Annotated in this window: 13 protein-coding genes; 5 read left to right on the top strand and 8 right to left on the bottom strand. The window is 61.9% G+C overall.

Going from position 1 to position 18235, the window contains the following annotated elements; all coding sequences use genetic code 11:
• Positions 1–191 precede the first annotated feature (191 nt).
• The 3 genes from thiL (at position 192) to ABIB44_RS04960 (ending at position 2472) form a co-directional block, all read left to right on the top strand.
• The gene (gene thiL / locus ABIB44_RS04970; RefSeq protein ID WP_354583512.1) at positions 192–1223 is read left to right on the top strand and encodes a thiamine-phosphate kinase; all 1032 of its coding nucleotides are present in this window, start codon (positions 192–194) and stop codon (positions 1221–1223) included.
• Positions 1224–1365: 142 nt separating this feature from the next.
• A complete protein-coding gene (locus ABIB44_RS04965; RefSeq protein WP_354583511.1) occupies positions 1366–1881 on the top strand; it encodes a YMGG-like glycine zipper-containing protein in 516 nt (171 codons plus the stop codon).
• Positions 1882–2004: 123 nt separating this feature from the next.
• A complete protein-coding gene (locus ABIB44_RS04960) occupies positions 2005–2472 on the top strand; it encodes a YybH family protein (protein WP_354583510.1) in 468 nt (155 codons plus the stop codon).
• A 144-nt stretch (positions 2473–2616) separates the two neighbouring features.
• Here ABIB44_RS04960 and ABIB44_RS04955 read toward each other — a convergent pair whose 3' ends face one another.
• The 6 genes from ABIB44_RS04955 to ABIB44_RS04930 all read right to left on the bottom strand — a co-directional run bounded on the left by ABIB44_RS04955 (position 2617) and on the right by ABIB44_RS04930 (position 11951).
• Positions 2617–2991, bottom strand: a complete 375-nt coding sequence (locus tag ABIB44_RS04955; RefSeq protein WP_354583509.1) for a hypothetical protein — start codon at positions 2989–2991, stop codon at positions 2617–2619.
• 9 nt (positions 2992–3000) lie between these two features.
• Positions 3001–3417: a hypothetical protein gene (locus ABIB44_RS04950; protein WP_354583508.1), complete on the bottom strand. Its 417-nt coding sequence runs from the start codon at positions 3415–3417 to the stop codon at positions 3001–3003.
• Between the two features lie 17 nt (positions 3418–3434).
• Positions 3435–4862: a 23S rRNA (uracil(1939)-C(5))-methyltransferase RlmD gene (gene rlmD / locus ABIB44_RS04945; protein WP_354583507.1), complete on the bottom strand. Its 1428-nt coding sequence runs from the start codon at positions 4860–4862 to the stop codon at positions 3435–3437.
• A gap of 148 nt (positions 4863–5010) precedes the next feature.
• On the bottom strand, positions 5011–9255 hold the full coding sequence (locus tag ABIB44_RS04940) for a PKD-like domain-containing protein (RefSeq protein WP_354583506.1): 4245 nt from the start codon (positions 9253–9255) through the stop codon (positions 5011–5013).
• Positions 9256–9366: 111 nt separating this feature from the next.
• Positions 9367–11640, bottom strand: a complete 2274-nt coding sequence (locus ABIB44_RS04935) for a GEVED domain-containing protein (RefSeq protein ID WP_354583505.1) — start codon at positions 11638–11640, stop codon at positions 9367–9369.
• A 71-nt stretch (positions 11641–11711) separates the two neighbouring features.
• A complete protein-coding gene (locus ABIB44_RS04930; RefSeq protein ID WP_354583504.1) occupies positions 11712–11951 on the bottom strand; it encodes a hypothetical protein in 240 nt (79 codons plus the stop codon).
• On the opposite strand from ABIB44_RS04930, the gene ABIB44_RS04925 reads away from it, so the two are divergent.
• On the top strand, positions 11950–12756 hold the full coding sequence (locus ABIB44_RS04925; protein ID WP_354583503.1) for an SDR family oxidoreductase: 807 nt from the start codon (positions 11950–11952) through the stop codon (positions 12754–12756). The two genes, ABIB44_RS04930 and ABIB44_RS04925, sit on opposite strands and share 2 nt — an antisense overlap.
• Before the next feature lie 89 nt (positions 12757–12845).
• Here the strand turns inward: ABIB44_RS04925 and ABIB44_RS04920 are convergent, their stop codons facing one another.
• A complete protein-coding gene (locus tag ABIB44_RS04920) occupies positions 12846–14501 on the bottom strand; it encodes a S8 family peptidase (RefSeq protein WP_354583502.1) in 1656 nt (551 codons plus the stop codon).
• Between the two features lie 246 nt (positions 14502–14747).
• A complete protein-coding gene (locus tag ABIB44_RS04915; protein ID WP_354583501.1) occupies positions 14748–15353 on the bottom strand; it encodes a transposase in 606 nt (201 codons plus the stop codon).
• A gap of 249 nt (positions 15354–15602) precedes the next feature.
• Here ABIB44_RS04915 and ABIB44_RS04910 point away from each other — a divergent pair, with 249 nt between their 5' ends.
• Complete coding sequence (locus ABIB44_RS04910) at positions 15603–18176, top strand: PIG-L family deacetylase (protein ID WP_354583500.1); 2574 nt, start codon at positions 15603–15605, stop codon at positions 18174–18176.
• Positions 18177–18235 lie beyond the last annotated feature (59 nt).

Below are 18235 nucleotides of genomic sequence, written 5' to 3'. Positions count from 1 at the left end.
TTACGAGCGACCACGCAGGTTTAAGTAACGGTTCCCGGCTAAACAAAGGCTTCAGCAACAGTTAAAAGAGAGGGAAGTAATTCCCTCTCTTTTTTTGTGAACGTACTTTTGGGCCTGCCAAATCAGCCGCGATGCCCATTTCGCAAATAAACGTGGGCCAACTGCTCACGGATAACTGTTAATTGAAAAACATGCCCGAGAACCTCACTCCGCTCTCCGCCATTGGCGAATTTGCCCTCATCCGCCGCCTGCAAGCGGGCATCAGCACGCGCCAGCCCGGTACGGTGCTGGGCATTGGTGATGATGCTGCCATCATCCGGCCCACGGCCGGCACTGATACCGTGATGACCACCGACTTGCTCGTGGAAGGCATTCACTTCGACCTGTCGTTCTGCCCGTTGCGCCACCTGGGCTACAAGGCCGTGGCCGTGAACGTATCGGACGTGGCCGCCATGAATGCCCTGCCCACGCAGCTGGTGGTGGCCCTCTCGGCCGGGCCGCGCTTCACCGTAGAGGCCATTGAGGAGCTGTATGCCGGCATGCGCCTGGCCTGCGAGGCCTACAACGTGGACCTGGTGGGAGGCGACACTACGGCCAGCCGGGGTGGCCTCACGCTGGCCATCACCGTGCTGGGCGAGGTGGCGGCCGGTGAGGCCGTGCGCCGGAGCGGTGGCAAGCCCACTGACCTGCTGTGCGTAACCGGCGACCTGGGGGGGGCTTTCCTGGGCCTGCAGGTGCTGGAGCGCGAAAAGCAGGCCTTCATGGCCGACCCCGAAACCCAGCCCGAACTGGCTACCTACGAGTACATTGTGCAGCGCCAGCTGCGCCCCGAGGCCCGCCTCGACATTGTGCACGAGCTGCGCGAGCGCGGCATTCGGCCCACCAGCATGATTGATATTTCGGATGGGCTGGCCTCCGAGGTGTTGCACCTGTGCACGGCCAGCGGCACAGGGGCGCGGGTGTTCACCGAGTTCCTGCCCCTGGCAAACCCCACGCTCGAAGCGGCCGCCGAATTCAACCTCGACCCGCTCACCTGCGCCCTCAACGGCGGCGAGGACTACGAGCTGCTGTTCACGGTGCCGGTTACGGACCACGAAAAAATCAAAAATCACCCCGATATCACCATCATCGGCCACCTTACCGATAAGTCCGACGGGGCCAACCTGGTGACCAAAGCGGGCCAAGCGGTGCCGTTGCAGGCGCAGGGCTGGAGCAGCTTTTAATGACCTAACCAAGGCGATAGTCAACCTTTTGGGGCCGCTACCGTTTAGCCCGGCAGTTCGGGGCTTTTCGGAACTGGCACGCTCCTTGTCAAGTCGGCCTTTACGTTCCGAGTAATTCTCTCATTCCTTAATGATTTCGGCCATGAATAAGCTCCCCTATCTTTTCGCTCTGATTATCCTGCTCACTTCGTTTCACGCTCCCGAAGCCCGCGCTCAGTGGAGCCCACAGGCCAAGGGTGCCGTCATTGGTGGCCTGGGTGGCGCGGCAGCCGGAGCCATCATCAACAAGCGCAACCGGGCCGTGGGCGGCGTAGTTGGCGGCGTGGCTGGTGGCGCTATTGGCTACGGCGTTGGCAAGCACATCGACAACAAGCGCAAGCAACGGGCTGCCGCCGCCGCCCAACAGCGCGCCGTAGCTGCTCGTGAAGCCGAATACCGCCGTGAGCTGGCTTTGTCCCGCAACCGCCAGACGACGACTACCCGCACCACGCAAACGGCGTTGGTACCCGTTAACAGTCTGTCGGCTTCGAACGCCATGGTGGGCGGTATGCAGCCCGCCACGGTGCCCGCCGCTTCGAATACTTACCTGCCCAATACGTCGTACGGTGACGCTTCGCACCCCTATGGTACGTCGGAGTACCGTCGGAAAAGCTGGTAATTTCTGCTTTGCTTCCTCTTGCAACCCCTGGGCACCCGCGCCTGGGGGTTGATTGTTTTCTGACCAATTGCCACGGTGGGCATTGCGGCCCGCCACTATTTCTTTCACCAATTCCCCGGATGTATGAAATCCCTTGTTTGTAGCCTGTTGCTGGCCGCCGCCGCCCTCACTTCCTCCTGCTCGAAAGCACCCGCCGCCGATACGGCCAACGTGCAGAACCTGAACCGCGATTTTATCACGGCCTGGAATAGCCGTGACACGGGCAAAATTAGCGGCATGATGGCCGATGACATCACCTTCGTGCAGGGCAACGCCCACTGGAAGGGCAAGGACGAGGTAGGCCAGAAATGGGTGAGCGCCACGATTCCGACCATCGCCAACCTCAAAACCAGCGTGAGCAGCAGCAACACCGACGACAACAGCGCCTACGAGGCCGGCACGTTCTCGGTCGATGTGCAGCCCGCCGCCCCCGGCGAGCCCGCCGGCTTCGGCGAGGGCAACTACATTTTCCTTTGGAAAAAAGCCGCCGATAATACCTGGAAGCTGAGCTACGCGCAGCTGGAAGATTTGCCGGTGCAGCGCCGCAATTAAGATTCCGGTTAGATAGAAAACCCGAACGTCATGCTGAGTGAAGCCCAAGCATCTCTACCGCAATAGTAATTAGTTGTTGCTGCGGTAGAGATGCTTCGACTTCGCTCAGCATGACGTTCTTTTTTGCGCCTGAATTACTGGAAACTAATCCTCCGGATAGGGCACGAACACAAATTTTGTAAACTCCTTATCCAGCACGAAGAGACAGCAGAATTCGTCGGCATCCTTGTAATTGGCTTGGAAATAATTCACGCCATCGGGTTCGATGATGCCTTGCTGCACGAACAGCTCCAGGTAGCTGGCGAAAACGTGCCAGTCCAGGTTCAGGTCGTCGGCATTGACGAGGAGGCCGCCGAGAGGCACTTCCTGCTTGGCAAACACGAAAATGGGGTATTGGCTGAAGTCGCCCTTGCGAATCTGGGAAGAGGCTTCGAGCAGGGTGTCGGACACGACGACGAAATCCTTGGTGATGGTGCCGAGGTATTTGCCGTTGAGTTCGGGGTCGTTGAAGTAGTCCATTTTAATTATTTACGAAGGCGTAGCATACTTCCATAAGCGTGGAAAAAAGAATCCAAAGCCTAAACCAATGATGGCCGCTTGTGAATAGACAACTATTCCAAATGAGCGGTTATTGTCGTTATAAATAGCTTGAATCCATAACCAACCTATTAATATGGTAAAACATGCAAGGGCGTATAGAATAGAAGTCAAAATGAAATTTGACCGGCTAGTACGGCGGCAAAATTGGCTTATTGCACTTTGAGGTAATTGTATGAAAAACCCGTTTGCAAGCATCATAAACACGAAAGACCAAAAAGTAACTACGCCTAAATCTCCGCCCCGAAGGCTACCATATACCGAAATCGAGAAAATGCTGTGAAACAGTATTGCGGCAATCCACCCAATTACTAATGCAAGTGTGGAAGCAAGAGCGTAGCTTTTCATTTCGGCCAGGATTTACCTTACTTCAACTCCAGCGCCACCACATTCTCTACGTGGTGGGTGTGGGGGAACATATCCACCGGCTGCACGCGGGTGACTTTATAGGCGGCGTCGAGCAGCTCTAAGTCGCGGGCCTGGGTGGCGGGGTTGCAGCTGATGTAGACGATGCGGGGGGCGCGCAGCTCCAGGAGGCGGGCCACCACGTCGGGGTGCATGCCGGCGCGGGGCGGGTCGGTGATGAGGACGTCGGGGCGGCCGTGGCGGGCGGTGAACTCGGCGGTGAGGATGTCCTTCATGTCGCCGGCGTAGAACTCGGTGTTGGTGATGTTGTTGATTTCGGCGTTGACGTGGGCGTCGGCCACGGCCTGCTCCACGTACTCGACACCGATGACTTTGCGGGCCTGGTGGGCCACGAAGCTGGCGATGGTGCCGGCCCCCGTGTAGAGGTCGTACACCAGCTCATCGCCTTTGAGGTCGGCGAAGTCGCGGGCCACTTTGTAGAGCTGGTGGGCGCCTTCGGAGTTGGTTTGGTAGAAGGACTTGGGGCCGATGCGGAAGCGCAGGCCTTCCATTTCTTCCTCGATGTAGGGCTTGCCTTTGAAGGTGATGACCTCGAGGTCGTGGAAGGTTTCGTTGCCCTTGCTGTTGAGGACGTAGTTCAGGGAGGTGATGCCGGGGAATTTGGCGTAGAGGGCATCGAGCAGCGGCTCGATGCTGTCGTGGGGGCGGTAGCACTGCAGAATCACCATGATTTCGCCGGTGCTCTGGGCGGTGCGGATGATGAGGTTGCGCAGGTTGCCGGTCTGGCGCACCATGTTGCCGAATTCGAGGCCGTGCTCGCGGCCGTAGTCGCGGATGAATAGGCGGATTTCGTTGCTGGGCTCGGCCTGGAGGTGGCAGTGCTGCACGTCGATAATCTTATCGAAACGGGCGGGGGTGTGGAAGCCCAGCACGTGGCGGTCAAAGGTCTGGGTATCGTCGTCGATTTGCTCCTGGGTCAGCCAGCCGTTGTCGCTGAAGGTGTATTCGAGCTTGTTGCGGTAGTAGGTGCGCTGGGGCGAGGCGAGGATGAACGGAATCTCGGGCAGGGCCACCTTGCCGATGCGGGTGAGCTGGTCGATGACCTGCTGCTGCTTGAAGTGCAGTTGCGAATCGTAGCCGAGATGCTGCCACTTGCAGCCGCCGCAGACGCCGAAGTGCTGGCAAAACGGCGTAGTGCGCAGTTCCGAATATTTATGAAACGCCGTGGGCACGGCTTCGAGGAAGTTCTTTTTGGCGCGGATGATGCGCAGGTCCACGACATCGCCGGGGGCGACCTGCGACACGAAGATGACGAGGTTATCGAGGCGAACCATGCATTTGCCTTCGGCCACCATGTCCTGAATCAGGATATTCTGGAGAGCGTCGACGGGTAAGTTTTTAGAGGCTTTGGTGATTTTGCGGGACATAGCGTTGCGGGCGGTAATGCTGCAAAGGTACGCGGGCAGCGGGAGGGGTTTTGCCAAAAAAAAGGCCCGCCAATCGGCGGGCCTTTTCCAGTAAGCTAGTCGGCTACATAATTTGTGAAATCTGGTAAAATCCGAGCTAATCTATGGCCTACTTCACCACCTCAAACCAGTTTTTGCGGGTGCTGCCGTCGGGTAGTTTCAACAGGTAGAAGTAGTTGCCAGCGGCGAGGTTGTCGTCCTGGCCCCAGTTGTTCTGGTAGTTGGTGGTTTTGTACACCTCGCGGCCCCAGCGGTTAAAGATGGCCAGCGTGTTGCCGGGGTAAAGCTGGATGTTGTCAATCACGAGCACGTCGTTTTTGCCGTCGCGGTTGGGAGTGATGATGTTATAGGTGCTGATGGCATTGGCGAAGTTGGCCGCCGTCTCGTTCGAGTTCGAGCGCAGGGCCGTGGCATCGGTGCTCAGGGCCACCACCCGGAAGTTTTCGGCGAAGCCCAGGCCGGTGGCCGTGCGACCGGGGTCGGTGTTGGTAGTGGTATAGGTGCGGGTGGCGGCGGGCACGGAGGCCAGCAGGACGCTACTACCGTTGTCGAGGCGGCGGTATATTTCGTAGCCTTTCACCGCGAAGCCCACATAGCCATTCCAGGCGAGCGCGACGCTGCCCTGGTCGCGGCCGCCGGGTCCGGCCGTGGGCGTAGCCGTGAGGCGGATAGTCTGAGCCACGGTGGTGGGTAGCAGGGTGCCGCAGCCGTTGGTGAGGTCGAGCTGGTACTCATAGGAGTTGGCGTTGGCATCAAGGGCGTTGTTATCAGTGTAGGAAGTGGCCGAAGCCGCTACCGTGCCCACCGGAGCAAAGGCCGCGCCCGAGCCCGCCACGCGGCGCAGAATCCGCACCGGATTGGGGGTGTTGGCGCTGTTGGGCGCACTCAGGCTCACGATGACGCGGCTGTTGCTGGTGGCATCAACCGACACGTTGGTGAGTGCCAGCGTGGGGTTGTCGGGCAGAATAACGCGGGTAGCGGCGGGGCCGGCGCACAGGTTGGGCGCGGCGCTCACCTCCACGGCACTCACCGAGTAGGGGCCGGTAGGGTTGAAGGTGATGGTGACCTGCGGGCCGGTGCCGCCCGTCGTTACGCGGCCGCCCACCACCGTCCACTGGTAGGTAGCGCCGGGGCTGGGGTTGGCAATGGCATACTGCTGCGGCGTGGCCGTGTTGCACACGAAGCCCGAGCCCGAGATTACCGGGGCTACCGGCAGCGGGGCCACCACAAAGGGCGTAGTGTACAAGGGCCCCACGCAGCTGCCCGGGGCGGCCGTGGTTTCCTGCACCGTGAGGGTGTAGGTGCCGGGCGCGGGCAGCGTGGCCAGCGTGCGGGTGCTGCCGGTGCCGGGCAGGATGTTGCCATCGAGTTTAAACACGTAGCTGGAACTGGCGAAGCCACCGGGCAGGCTAAACGTAGCCGCGCCGCTGCCTGCGCACACCCGCGCCGGGGCCACGATGGCCAGGTTGGAACGAGGCGAGGGGTTGACAAGCACCCGGAGCGTGTCGGAAGTGCCGCGGCAGATGCCGCCCGACGGGTTGCTGGTTTCGGTCGCCACAATCTTGCCGATGGTGGGCACCAGGACCGGGTTCCAGGCCACCGTTACGGTGTTGCGGGTGCTGCTCACCTGCGTGCCGCCAATGATGGTCCAGGAGAACGACGAGCCGGTGGCGAACGTGCCGCTGGCGTAGGTGTAAGGGCCATCGGCCTGACACACGGCGCGCGGCAGCGGAGCCACGGCTACGATGTCGCCGGGGCCGGTGGGCCGCACCGTTTGCAGGCGCTGGTTGATGATAACGGGGAGCACGGTGGTGTCGGAGGAGCAGCCTTGGGCGTTGAAGCGGTACACCTTTACCGCTCCGCTGGGGCTGGCCGTGCCCCAGTCCACGGTGATGCTGGGCGTACCCTGGCCGCTGGCCAAGGTGCCGCCCACCACCAGCCAGCGGTAGTCAGTTGCCGCCGGGTTGGGCACCGAATAAGTTACGCCCGTCACGGTGGGGCAAACCGAAGTTGGCCCCGCAATGGATTCGGCCATTGGCCGCGGGTTAACGGTGATAACGACGGCATCCGAATTGGGGCAGCCATTGCCGCTAGTCGCCGTGAGGGTATAAGTCAGCGTGAGTACGTTGGCGGTGAGGTTCGCCCCCGTAAACACGGGCTGGGCGACGGTGCTGCTGCTCAGGCCAGTGGCGGGGCTCCAACTGTAGGTGTAGCCCGGCACCGCGGGCGTGCCCAGGGTTACCTGCTTGCGGTCGCACACGGCCACGTCGGGGCCGGCGTTCACCACGGGGGCCGGGTTCACGGTCACAACGACGGTGCCGGTACCCACGCAGCCGTTGGTCGTGGTTGCCGTGAGGGTGTAAGTAGTCGTAATGGGTGCGTTAGTCGTGTTGGGCAGCGTCACGGTGGGGTTGGCCACGGTGGGGCTGCTCAGGCCGGTAACGGGGCTCCAGGCGTAGGTAGTGCCGGCAATGGGCGTAGCACCAATGGCTACGGGCACGTCGGGGCAGGTAATGCGGGCCGGGCCGGCATCGGCTACGGCGGAGGGGTAAACGGTTACGGTAAAGGTGGCCGTGGTCGAGCAGGTGCCGTCGGTGGCCGTCACGGTGTAGGTGGTGGTGGCGGTGGGTGCCACGGTGATGCTGGTGGCGGTCGAGGTCTGGCCGCCGCCGGTCCAGCTATAAGTCAGGCCCGCCTGGCCGGCCACCGACAGCGTGGTCGAAGCGCCGAGGCAGATGGCGGGCGCGGTGGCCGACACGGTAATGGCCAGCGGGCGGATTTCAATGTTTTTGAAAACCGAGTCCGTGAGGCAGCCGCGGACCGACACGCCCTTCAGCGACACGCTGCCCGTGGTGGCCGTGCCCGGGAAGGTCACGTTGATGCTACTCGTGCCCTGCCCGCTGGCAATGGTGCCGCCGGTCACGCGCCAGCGGTATGAGGCCGAGGCCGGGCCGGTGGCGGTGTAGCTGAGCACCGTGGTGCGGTCGCACACCGTGGTCGGGCCGCTGAAGCCGGTCGGAGCCGCTGCCCGGTTCACCGTGATGCGAAATACGTCGGAGGTCAGCTTGCCGCCGCAGCCGTTGTCGCGCACGGTCACGCTCAGGTCGTAGGGCGTGACGCGGCCGTTGCCGCATACCGAGTTGAATACGAACGTGCCCGACACCGTGCCCGTGCCGGTAGCCGTGGCCGTACCCGTGAGGTTGCCCGGCTGCACGGTGCCCTGGCTGCCGTTGAAGGTGGCATTGAACGGCCCGCTGCCGTCGAGCAGGGCGCTGTTCACGGTCATCAGCAGCGGGTGGCCGCCGGTAGCCTGCGTGGCTGTAATCGGAATGCTCAGTGTTTCGCCTTCCTCAATAGTATAGTTCCGCGGCGTGGTCAGGGCCGGCGGCAGCACCGGCGGCGGCGTGGGCGGGCAGGTCGATACCACCAGCTGCAAGTCGCGCCGGGTGGTGCCTATCAGCACCTCGCGCCCGTTGATGGTGCGATACTCGGCCACGTCCACGGCGATGCCATAAAGGCCGTTGGTTTTGGCCCCATACTTGGCGATGCCCGTATTGGCATTGATGAGGGCGAAGTTGCCCGGCCCCTGCCCAAACGGCGCGGCCCCGCTATAGCCCGCGTTGTAGGGTACCGGCTGGGGCAGGGGCGGGAACGTAGCCGTGTTGGTAACGCTGCCGTAGGGCGTGCCAAAGGAGTACACCAGCCGGTCCCCGTCGGGGTCCACGGCATTGTTGAGCGAAATGGTGGTATCGTTCTGGCACACGATGGCCACCGCCGTATCGGAAAAAACCGGCGAGCGGTTAACAATCAGCGGCGGGGCCATGCTCACATACAGCGTCATGGGTACGTTGCCGCCCCCGTTTCCCCCGGGGTTGTTGATGTTGGTGAGCGTGGTGTTGCGGGCGGCCAGCGTGAATACCGCGTAGTAGCCGTCGAACGATACCGGCAGGTTCACTATCTGCACGTACTTAGACAGATAAAACGGCTGGCTGGGACCCTGCACGGCGCAGCCCTGCGGGGTAGGCGGGTATACCGGGTTGCCCAGCGGCCCCACGCGCGGGGCCGAAATGGATAAAATCCGGTTCGTCGTCGTCTTATTATACAGGTCAAACTGTATCTGGGCGGGCGGCGCGGCAATGCCACTCGGATTGGCCACCGTGTACAAGCCGTTGTAGTAGATGTTGGCCGTGATTTCGTAGCGGAACGGCGTGGCCGTCGGGCCATTGGCATCGAGGTAGCGGTAGCTCATCTCGCCGCCCAGCAGGTGGGTAGCCCGGGCCTGATAGCCGGCCGAAACAAGCAAAACCAGCAGCAGCAATGATTCCCGCAAGCGGCGTAGTAAGGTTGGAAGCATAAACAGGAATGAGGGGGAGGGATGGTCGTTGTCAGTTGCTCAGGTGGGTTTTGTGGTCAGGCACTCAGGACTAATAATCCTGAGTGCCTGACCACTAACAACCAATAACTATTACTGCCGCACCACGCGGCGCGTGGCGGTCTGGCCCAGGGCATCGCGCAGCTGAAGCACATACACGCCGGCGGGCAGGGCGCTCAGGTCGAGCTCGGCCTCAGCGGGGCTCAGGCGCAGGGTGGTGTGCAGCAGTATAGCACCCAGCAGGTTGCGCACTTCGGTGGTGTAGAGGCCGGCGGCGCGGGCATCGGTCAGGGCCAGGCGCAGGCGGCCGTCCAGCGTGGGGGTAGGGTAGAGGCTGAGGCTGGGCAGGGCCAGCTCGCTGCGCGTGGCCAGGGGCTGCACCCGCAGCAGGTAGTCTTCCACCTCGGCGTTCAGTAGGTTCACGCTGCACGGGTTGGGCACGTTGGTATTGGCGTTGGCTTGCACCAGCACCCGCATGCGGGTTGTGAGCGGGCGCGTGGCGGCGGGTACCGTGAATGAACCCGAGAAGGTGCCCGCCGCCGTGCCGCTGGTGCTGATGCCCGTGGCCACCAGCTCACTGTTGTCGAACACGCCGTTCTGGTTCAGGTCAATCCACACGGCCGTGCGGTGCACCACGCTTACGTTGGTGACCACCGTGAAGGGCACCGTAGCGCCGGGGTTGACGGTGATGGGGTTGGCCACGTAGCTGGCGTAGCCGCCAGGGGCATTGCCCGAGGTATTCACGTAGCTGGCCGCGGGCACGCTCACGCTCGTAATCCAGAACGGGCTGCTCTGCACCTGGCCGTTGGGGCCGAACGGGCCCGAGCCGTTCGCGCTGCAGTACGTGAGGCAGGGAACCTGCACGCTCACGGCGTTCGGGCTCGTTTTCGAGGCCGTGCCGAAGGTGTTGGTGGCGGTTAGTGTCACGTTGTAGCTGCCGGTGGCGGCGTACTGGTGCGCGGGGTTTTGCAGGGTGCTGGTGCCGCCGTCGCCAAAGTCCCACAGCCAGGAGGTGGGCAGGTTGGTACTCTGGTCGGTGAACTGCACCGGGTTCACGCAGCTGCCGGCCACGTAGTTGCTGCTGAAATCGATGATGGGCGGCAGCGTGTTGGCCCGCACGATGACCGTGTAGTCTTCGGCCTGGCCACTCACCGGGTTGGCGCAGGGGCCGCTGACGTTGCCAATGGCATCGGCCACCACGCGCAGGCGCAGGGGCTGGTTGAGCACGATGCCGGTGGGCAAGTTGAACGTGGTGGTGGCCCCGGGCGTGGCCGTGATGGCGCTGGCATAAACCTGCTCGGCGGCAGTCAATGTGCCATTATTATCCTTGTCGAGATACACCCGGATGTCGTGCGGGTTGGTGCCGCCCGTCGTAATAATCATCGGATAGTTGATGCCTACCGTCAGCTCGGTGCGCTGGGTGCAGGTGAAGTCCTGATAGCCGGCGCTGCCGTCGGCCGACGTATTATCGATGGAGCCCAGGCGAAAGCGGATGATACCGTAGTTGGCAAAGTAGCTCTGGGTTTGGGGCGTGCAGCTGGCCGCCACCGGCACCGTGGTGTTGTAGGTGATGGTGGTGGCGGCGCTGGTGGTGGCCCCAGCCGCGTTGGTGGCGCGCAGCGTCACGGCGTAGGTGCCGGCCGTGGCGTACTGGTGCGCGGGGTTTTGCAGGGTGCTGGTGGTGCCATCGCCAAAGGTCCAGAGCCAGGAGGTGGGCAGGTTCTGGCTGGCATCGGTGAACTGCACGGTGCCGGTGCAGGTAGTAGTGGCACTCACCGTAAATGCCGCCACCGGCGGGCTGGCATTGGCCGAAAGCCGCACGCTGTAGTCCTCGTCCTGCGAGTACTGGGGCGTCGAGCATGAGGTGGGTACCGTGCCGTTGGCGAAGTCGGCGGCCACGCGCATGCGCAGGTTGGTGTTCAGTACGGCGGTGGCCGGCGGAATGAAGGTGCCCGTGTGCAGGGTCGCGTTGTCGGAGCTGAACACCAGCTCGCTGGCCCCAACGAAGGCCCCGTCGTTGTTGTAGTCAATCCAGACGCGCACGTTTTCCGCCACGTTTGGCCCCGTGCGCACGCTGATGGCGTAGGGCTGGGCCACGGTCAGGGCCGCGTTTTTGGTGCAGCTGTTGTCTTTGTAGCCTTCGGAGTAGTTGGCCGAGGTGTTGTTGATGAGGTTGTTGCCCACCGTCACGTTCAGAATGCCCATACCAAAAAACGCTGCCTGCCCGCTGCTGGCATTGCCCGGCGTGCAGGTAGCGGCAATGGGACAGGTGGTTTGGGCCCGCGCCGTTTGCGCCGCGCCCACGGCTAGCACCATCCCGGCCAAAACCGGCCAGCCCCGCAACCAGAAACGTAGGTGTGAAGTCATATAAAGAACGAAGAAGAAAAAGAATAGAATTCAGTGGTTAAATGTAAGCATAAACCGACGACGGTAGCCACCTAATTGGCGAGTGCCGGGCCAAGGCCGGGATGCATGCTGGAAATCGACCCGCGCCCTCCGAAGAACGACGCAAATTGGCGGAACAATTGTCCTTCCGACGAAAGAGAAAGCCGGGTAAAGTCGGCGAGGGCGGTTGTCATTCCTCGTTCGGCGGAATGACAACCGCTCAGCCCTAATTTTGCGCCTGCAATTCGTTTCGACCAGCCCTCTGCCCGGTCGTTTAATTCCTTCGTTTTCATGCCCGCACCTATTGTTCTCATCACCGGCGGCACGTCCGGCATTGGCCGGGCTTGCGCCCTGGCTTTCGGCCGCGCCGGCTACCAGGTGGCCATCACTGGCCGCGACGAAACCAAGCTTGCTGATACTGCCGCCGCCCTCACCGCCGCTGGCGTGGCCCACCTCGCCATCCGGGCCGACGTGGGCGACGAAGCCGCCGCCGAGCGCGCCGTGGCCGACACCGTGGCCCGCTTCGGGGGCCTCGACGTGCTGCTCAACAACGCCGGCATCAGCATGCGCGCCCGCTTTCAGGATGCCGACCTCGAAGTCATCAAGCGCCTGATGCAGACCAACTTCTTCGGCACTGTCTTCACCACCAAGTTTGCGCTGCCGCACCTACTCAAAAGCAGGGGCAGCATCGTGGGCATCAGCAGCATCGCGGGCTACCGGGGCCTGCCGGGCCGCACCGGCTACTCGGCCTCCAAGTTTGCCATGAACGGCTTCCTCGAAGCCCTGCGCACCGAATTGCTCGACCAGGGCGTGCACGTACTCACCGCCGCGCCGGGCTTCACAGCCTCCAACATTCGCCAGACGGCGCTGGCCGCCGACGGCACGTCGCAGGGCGAGTCTCCGCGCGACGAAGGCAGCATGATGAGCAGCGAAGCCGTGGCCGATGAAATTCTGCGCGCCGTGCAGCAGCGCCAGCGCACGCTCGTGCTCACTGGCCAGGGCAAGCTGGTCGTCTTCCTGAACAAGTGGCTGCCCGGCCTGAGCGACAAGCTGGTACTAAGCCACTTTCGGAAAGAAGAGAAGGGCGTGCAGATTTGAATTAAAAATTAAAGTTGAAGAATTAAAAATGCCAGTCTGAATCGTCAGACTGGCATTTTTAATTCTTCAACTTTAATTTTTAATTCCTGTTACAACGAAGCTTTCTGCGCCAGCTTAACGGCTTCGTACATATCCACCACGCCGCCGCTCACCGAGAGGGTCGAGAAATCGACCAGCTTTTCGCCGCCGGGCGTCTGCACCTTGGTGTGGTGCACCTGGGCCGACTGCATGATGATGCGCTTCAAATCCGTGGCCGTGAGCTTGGGGAAGTACGACTTGAGCACGGCCGCCACGCCGGCCGTAACGGGCGAGGCCATGCTGGTGCCGCTTTCGTTGCCGTAAGTGCTGCCCGGCAACGTGCTATAAATCCCCACGCCGGGCGCGAAAACGTCCACGCCCTTGCGGCTGTAGTTGGAGAAGTCGGCGGTGAGGTGGCTGTTGTCAACCGGGCCCGATGCGCCCACCGTGAGCAGGTTGGGGATGGCGGTTTTGTTGAGGTAGAAGGAGGCCGGGTAGTTGTCTTCCAGGTCGAGGTTGTGGTTTTCGTTGCCGGCGGCGTGCACGAGCAGCACGCCCTTCTGGGCGGCGTACTTGTAGGCGGCCTCCACGGCCGGGCGCTGGGGCGAGAACTCCTTGCCGAAGCTCATGTTGATAATCTGCGCGCCGTTGTCCACGGCGTAGCGGATGGCGTTGGCCACGTCCTTGTCGCGCTCGTCGCCGTCGGGCACCGCCCGCACCACCATAATGCGCACCGGGTCGGGCGCGAGGCCCTGGATACCGAGGTTATTGGTGCGCACCGCCGCAATAATGCCCGCCACGTGGGTGCCGTGCAGCGGGTCGGGGCCGTGCAGGTCGTTGTTGCCATAATAGCGCTGGCTGACGTCGTTGGGGTTGTCCTTCACGATGTCGGCGCGCGGGTCGAAATTCAGGTTCAGCGAGTTATCCAGCATGCTGCGCTCCTGCTTGGCTCCTTCGTTCAGCTGTTTCAGTAGCTCGTCGGAGTCGGCGGCCCCGGTCTGGCGCATCATTTCCAGCATGCCGGCCACGGCGCGCTTCAGGGTGGGGTCGTCGGGGCGGGCGTTGCGCAGGGACACGGTGTCGAGCTTGTCGGTGCCCAGGGCCTGCTTCATGCCCGCAACCATGTCGGTGATGGGGCCGGTCATGCTTTCAACCTGCTGGTTGCGCTCCATCTCCTCTTTCAAGCGGGCCTTGTATACTTTTTCGGCCTTGGTGTAGAGCGCAAAATCGACCTTGTCGGCTGGCTTCACGGTTTTGGCCGTAATGCCCTTGAAGCGCTTGCGGCCGGCGGCCACGATGCGGGTCATCTCCAGGCTTTCGGCGTTCACGTTGCGGCCGTCGGGACCGCCGAGGAAGTTCCAGCCGTGCACGTCGTCGATGTAGCCATTCTTGTCGTCGTCGATGCCGTTGCCGGCGATTTCGCCTCGGTTCACCCACAGCACCGGCTTCAAATCGACGTGCGCCGTATCAATCCCGGAATCAATGACGGCCACCACCACGGGCGTCGGAATCAGGTTTTTGAGGATTTCCGAGTAGGCGCGGTTGGCCCCCACGCCGGGCACGTTGTCGAGCTGCGGGTCTTTGAGGTACCACTGGGCGGCGCTCATATCGCCGGCCGGCGGGGTAGCAGTAGTCGAAGGGGCATTTACCGATTGAGCCCGGGCCAAGGTCGGGCCGGCGAGCAGGGCCACGGCCAGCGGCCAGAGGCGGAGGGAAGGTATCGTCATGGGCAAAAGGGGCGCAGCCGGGTGGCCGCGATGGTGGGAAGTAAACCGAAGTCGGCACAAAGGAAGTTCGGCCACGGCAAAGACGTGGCCAACCGGCCCGGTGTTGCGCCGCCCGCCGGTCCGACCGGTCGTCGTTGCTAAGTAAGGCGTACCGGTACGTGCTGCTGGCCACCGGTCAAGGCAGGGCAACGTAACAACGACGACCGGTCCGACCGCCAAGGGCGGTCGGACCGGGGCAACGGCACGCTATAGCCAACGTCCGCGCATCCGCTCCGGGTCGATAGCCGCCGCCGACTCCTGCACGAAAATTAGCTTTTCACTCGGCAAGCCCAGCAAGTGCTGCCCCAGCAGTTGGTCGCACAGCATTCCGCTTCGCAAGCCAGCGTAGTCGCGGTAAGACGAATAGGGCCAATCTTCCAGCTTATTTGCCAACCCGGCGCGCACCGGATTCTGGTGAATGTAGTGCAGGCAAGTAGCGGCATAGCTCGCCTCACGAAAAGGGCCATCCAGCTGCTTGCCTTTGGTTTTGGGCTGGAACAGGCCGCCCTGGCGGCCCAACTGCTGATTGAGGCCTTGGCTATACGAGCTGAGCAGCTTGCCAATGGCCCGCGAAATGGGCTGCGTGGTGGTGCTGGTTGACGTTGCGGTGGGCTGGGTGCCCGCCGCCGTAGGGTGTAGCAAAAAGTGAAAATGATTGGGCATCAGGCAATATGCCAGGATGTTGGCGCAAGGCGCGAGGTGCTGTCGAACGAGCCGCAGAAAATGAAGGTAATGCTCCGGAATAAAGAACAGCTGCTGCCCATTATTGCCCCGGTTGTAAACATGGTAGAGCGCGTCGGGTTCGTAGTGCATGGCGTTGGTAGAAGTAAGGAGTCGCCCGCCGGTCTGACCGCCCTAGGCGGTCTGACCGGTTGTCGTTGTCGTGAGGAAAGTACGCCCAGTTGTCATCCGGAAATAACCTGCGAAATATACCCAGCATGTTCCTTTTCAATCGTTCGCTCTTCAACCGGTCAGACCGCCTAGGGCGGTCAGACCGGCGGGTGGCGCGGGCGACAACTGCTGTGCCGGTAACTTCACGCCCTCAACCCTGGTTTTTCGCGCATGATTCGTTCTCTTCGTCCGTTCCTCACGGCCTTACTGCTCATTGTTCATTGCTCATTGTTCATTGAAACAAAGGCTCAGACCTCCAAAACCTACACTTCTTCCGAAATCTTGCTGGGGCTGAAGAAGCTCAACGTCCTCGGCTCGGTGATGTATATTGCTGCTCATCCCGACGACGAAAACACCCGCCTCATCGCCTACATGGCCAACGAGCGCCTGCTCGAAACCAGCTACCTGAGCTGCACCCGCGGCGACGGCGGCCAGAACCTCATCGGCCCCGAGCTGCGCGAAGGCCTCGGCGTGATTCGCACGCAGGAGCTGCTGGCGGCCCGGCGGCTCGACGGCGGCCGGCAGTTTTTCACCCGCGCCAACGACTTCGGCTTCTCCAAAACGTCCGACGAAACCTTCCGCATCTGGGACCACGAGCAGGTGCTGGCCGACATGGTGTGGGTCATCCGCCAGCGCCGGCCCGATGTGCTCATCACCCGCTTCCCGCCCGATGCCCGCGCCGGCCACGGCCACCACCAGGCCAGCGCTATCCTCGCCGCCGAAGCCTTCGACGCCGCCGGCGACCCCAAGCGCTTCCCCGAACAGCTGCAATACGTGCAAGCCTGGCAGCCAAAGCGGCTGCTCTGGAACACCGGCAGCTTCTTCGTGAAGCCCGGCGAAAACATGGACGGTTACCTCAAGCTCGACGCCGGCGGCTACAACCCCCTGCTTGGGCAGTCGTACGGCGAAATCGCGGCCCGCAGCCGCAGCAACCACCGCAGCCAGGGCTTCGGCTCGGCCGCCCAGCGGGGCGAGGCGCTGGAGTATTTCCAGCCCGTGAAAGGCGACAAAGCCACCAAAGACCTGTTCGAAGGCGTGGACCAGACCTGGAACCGGGTGCCCGGCGGCGCGGCCGTGGGCAAGCTCATCGAGGAGGTGATTCGCAGGTACGACCCGAGCAACCCCAGCGCCAGCGTGGCCGGGCTGCTGAAGGTGCGGGCGGAAATAGAAAAGAATTGGTACATGGCGAATCACAACAAAGTGACTCCAGAAGCAAACTATTACTACCCGGATAAGAGTGAGCAAGTGGATGAATTGCTAAAAGCCTGTCTTGGGTTGTCTGTTGAAGTAATAGCGCCGGAAGCTACTATCGTTTCAGATACAGGTACTGTCTTTAATTACGAATTGATAAACCGCTCATCGCAGCCAATTAAGGTATTGGGAGTACAGTTGCTTAGTGAATTTAGCCATACTGGCACTCGTAATAAAACGCAAGGAGTTGTTCTGAATAAGAATCAGAAAAGCAATGGAAAAATTAAGACTGACACTTTCGGGTACACTATTTCACAGCCGTATTGGCTTCAAAAACAAGGTACAATTGGGATGTATGTCGTAGATGAACAGTCTTTGAGGGGTACTCCTGAAAATGCTAAGTATCCACAAAGGATTGAAGCGGTGTGCAGCATATTGATTGGAGATGGAACACCCAATTCGGCGCAGATTGATATAAAAGTCCCCGTCCAATACAAGCACACCGACCCCGTTCTCGGCGAGCTGTACCAACCGCTGGCTGTGGTGCCGCCCGTGGCCGTGAACCTGCCCGCCGCCCGCGCCTACGTCTTCGCCGATGCCCAGCCCAAGACCGTGCCCGTCACCCTCAAAGCCGGCCGCGCGGGCGTGGCCGGCACGCTGGCCCTCACCCTGCCCCCCGGCTGGACCAGCACCCCCGCCAGCCAGTCCTTCGCCCTCGCCGCCAAAGACGCCGAGCAAACCGTGGAGTTCCGCGTGCAGCCCGGCCCCGGCGCCGCCCCCGGCAAAACGGAGTTGCGCGCCGTGGCCACCGTGGACGGGCAGGCGTATAGCCGCGGCATCCAGCAAATCATCTACCCCCACATCCCCACCCAAACGCTGTTTCCCGAAGCCGTGGCCCCGCTCGTGAAGCTGGAGTTGAAGCGACGCGGCCAGAACGTGGCCTACCTCATGGGGGCCGGCGACGAAGTGCCCGAAGCCCTGCGCCAAGTCGGCTACAACGTGACGGTGCTCGAAGCCAAAGACCTCACCGCCGCCAACCTGAAGCAATATGATGCGCTGGTGGTGGGCATCCGCGCCTATAACACGGTGGACCGCCTCAAAACCCAGCAGCCCGAAATCCTTAAATACATGGAAGCCGGCGGCAACGTGGTGGTGCAGTACGTGGTGGACCGGGGCACGGTGCTGCCCGAAATCGGCCCCTATCCGATGACCCTCTCCCGCGACCGGGTGACGGTAGAAGATGCCCCCGTAACGCTGACGAAGCACCCGCTGCTGGCCGCCCCCAACAAAATCACCGAAGCCGATTTCAAAGGCTGGGTGCAGGAGCAGGGCCTCTACTACCCCTCGAAGTGGGACCCAAAATACCAGACCGTAATTTCGAGCAGCGACCCCGGCGAGACGGCCAAGGAAAGCGCCATTCTGGTCACGGACTATGGCAAGGGGCATTACATCTACACGGGCCTGTCGCTGTTTCGGGAGCTGCCGGCCGGCGTGCCGGGCGCGTACCGACTCATTACGAACATGATTTCCTACGGGAAAGAGAAGGTGCAGTAGCAGACTGAATTAAAAATTAAAAATGAAGAATTAAAAAGGGCTAGGGGTCTGCTTCAATT

The sequence above is a fragment of the Hymenobacter sp. UYCo722 genome (assembly GCF_040547115.1).
GTDB lineage: Bacteria > Bacteroidota > Bacteroidia > Cytophagales > Hymenobacteraceae > Hymenobacter.
The sequence above is the reverse complement of the archived record's forward strand: the minus strand, read 5'-3'. Positions and strand labels throughout refer to the sequence as shown.

Coding starts and splice junctions, on each gene's coding strand:
- thiL (WP_354583512.1), top strand. CDS start 192: ATGCCCGAGAACCTCACTCCGCTCTCCGCCATTGGCGAATTTGCCCTC.
- ABIB44_RS04965 (WP_354583511.1), top strand. CDS start 1,366: ATGAATAAGCTCCCCTATCTTTTCGCTCTGATTATCCTGCTCACTTCG.
- ABIB44_RS04960 (WP_354583510.1), top strand. CDS start 2,005: ATGAAATCCCTTGTTTGTAGCCTGTTGCTGGCCGCCGCCGCCCTCACT.
- ABIB44_RS04955 (WP_354583509.1), bottom strand. CDS start 2,991: ATGGACTACTTCAACGACCCCGAACTCAACGGCAAATACCTCGGCACC.
- ABIB44_RS04950 (WP_354583508.1), bottom strand. CDS start 3,417: ATGAAAAGCTACGCTCTTGCTTCCACACTTGCATTAGTAATTGGGTGG.
- rlmD (WP_354583507.1), bottom strand. CDS start 4,862: ATGTCCCGCAAAATCACCAAAGCCTCTAAAAACTTACCCGTCGACGCT.
- ABIB44_RS04940 (WP_354583506.1), bottom strand. CDS start 9,255: ATGCTTCCAACCTTACTACGCCGCTTGCGGGAATCATTGCTGCTGCTG.
- ABIB44_RS04935 (WP_354583505.1), bottom strand. CDS start 11,640: ATGACTTCACACCTACGTTTCTGGTTGCGGGGCTGGCCGGTTTTGGCC.
- ABIB44_RS04925 (WP_354583503.1), top strand. CDS start 11,950: ATGCCCGCACCTATTGTTCTCATCACCGGCGGCACGTCCGGCATTGGC.
- ABIB44_RS04930 (WP_354583504.1), bottom strand. CDS start 11,951: ATGAAAACGAAGGAATTAAACGACCGGGCAGAGGGCTGGTCGAAACGA.
- ABIB44_RS04920 (WP_354583502.1), bottom strand. CDS start 14,501: ATGACGATACCTTCCCTCCGCCTCTGGCCGCTGGCCGTGGCCCTGCTC.
- ABIB44_RS04915 (WP_354583501.1), bottom strand. CDS start 15,353: ATGCACTACGAACCCGACGCGCTCTACCATGTTTACAACCGGGGCAAT.
- ABIB44_RS04910 (WP_354583500.1), top strand. CDS start 15,603: ATGATTCGTTCTCTTCGTCCGTTCCTCACGGCCTTACTGCTCATTGTT.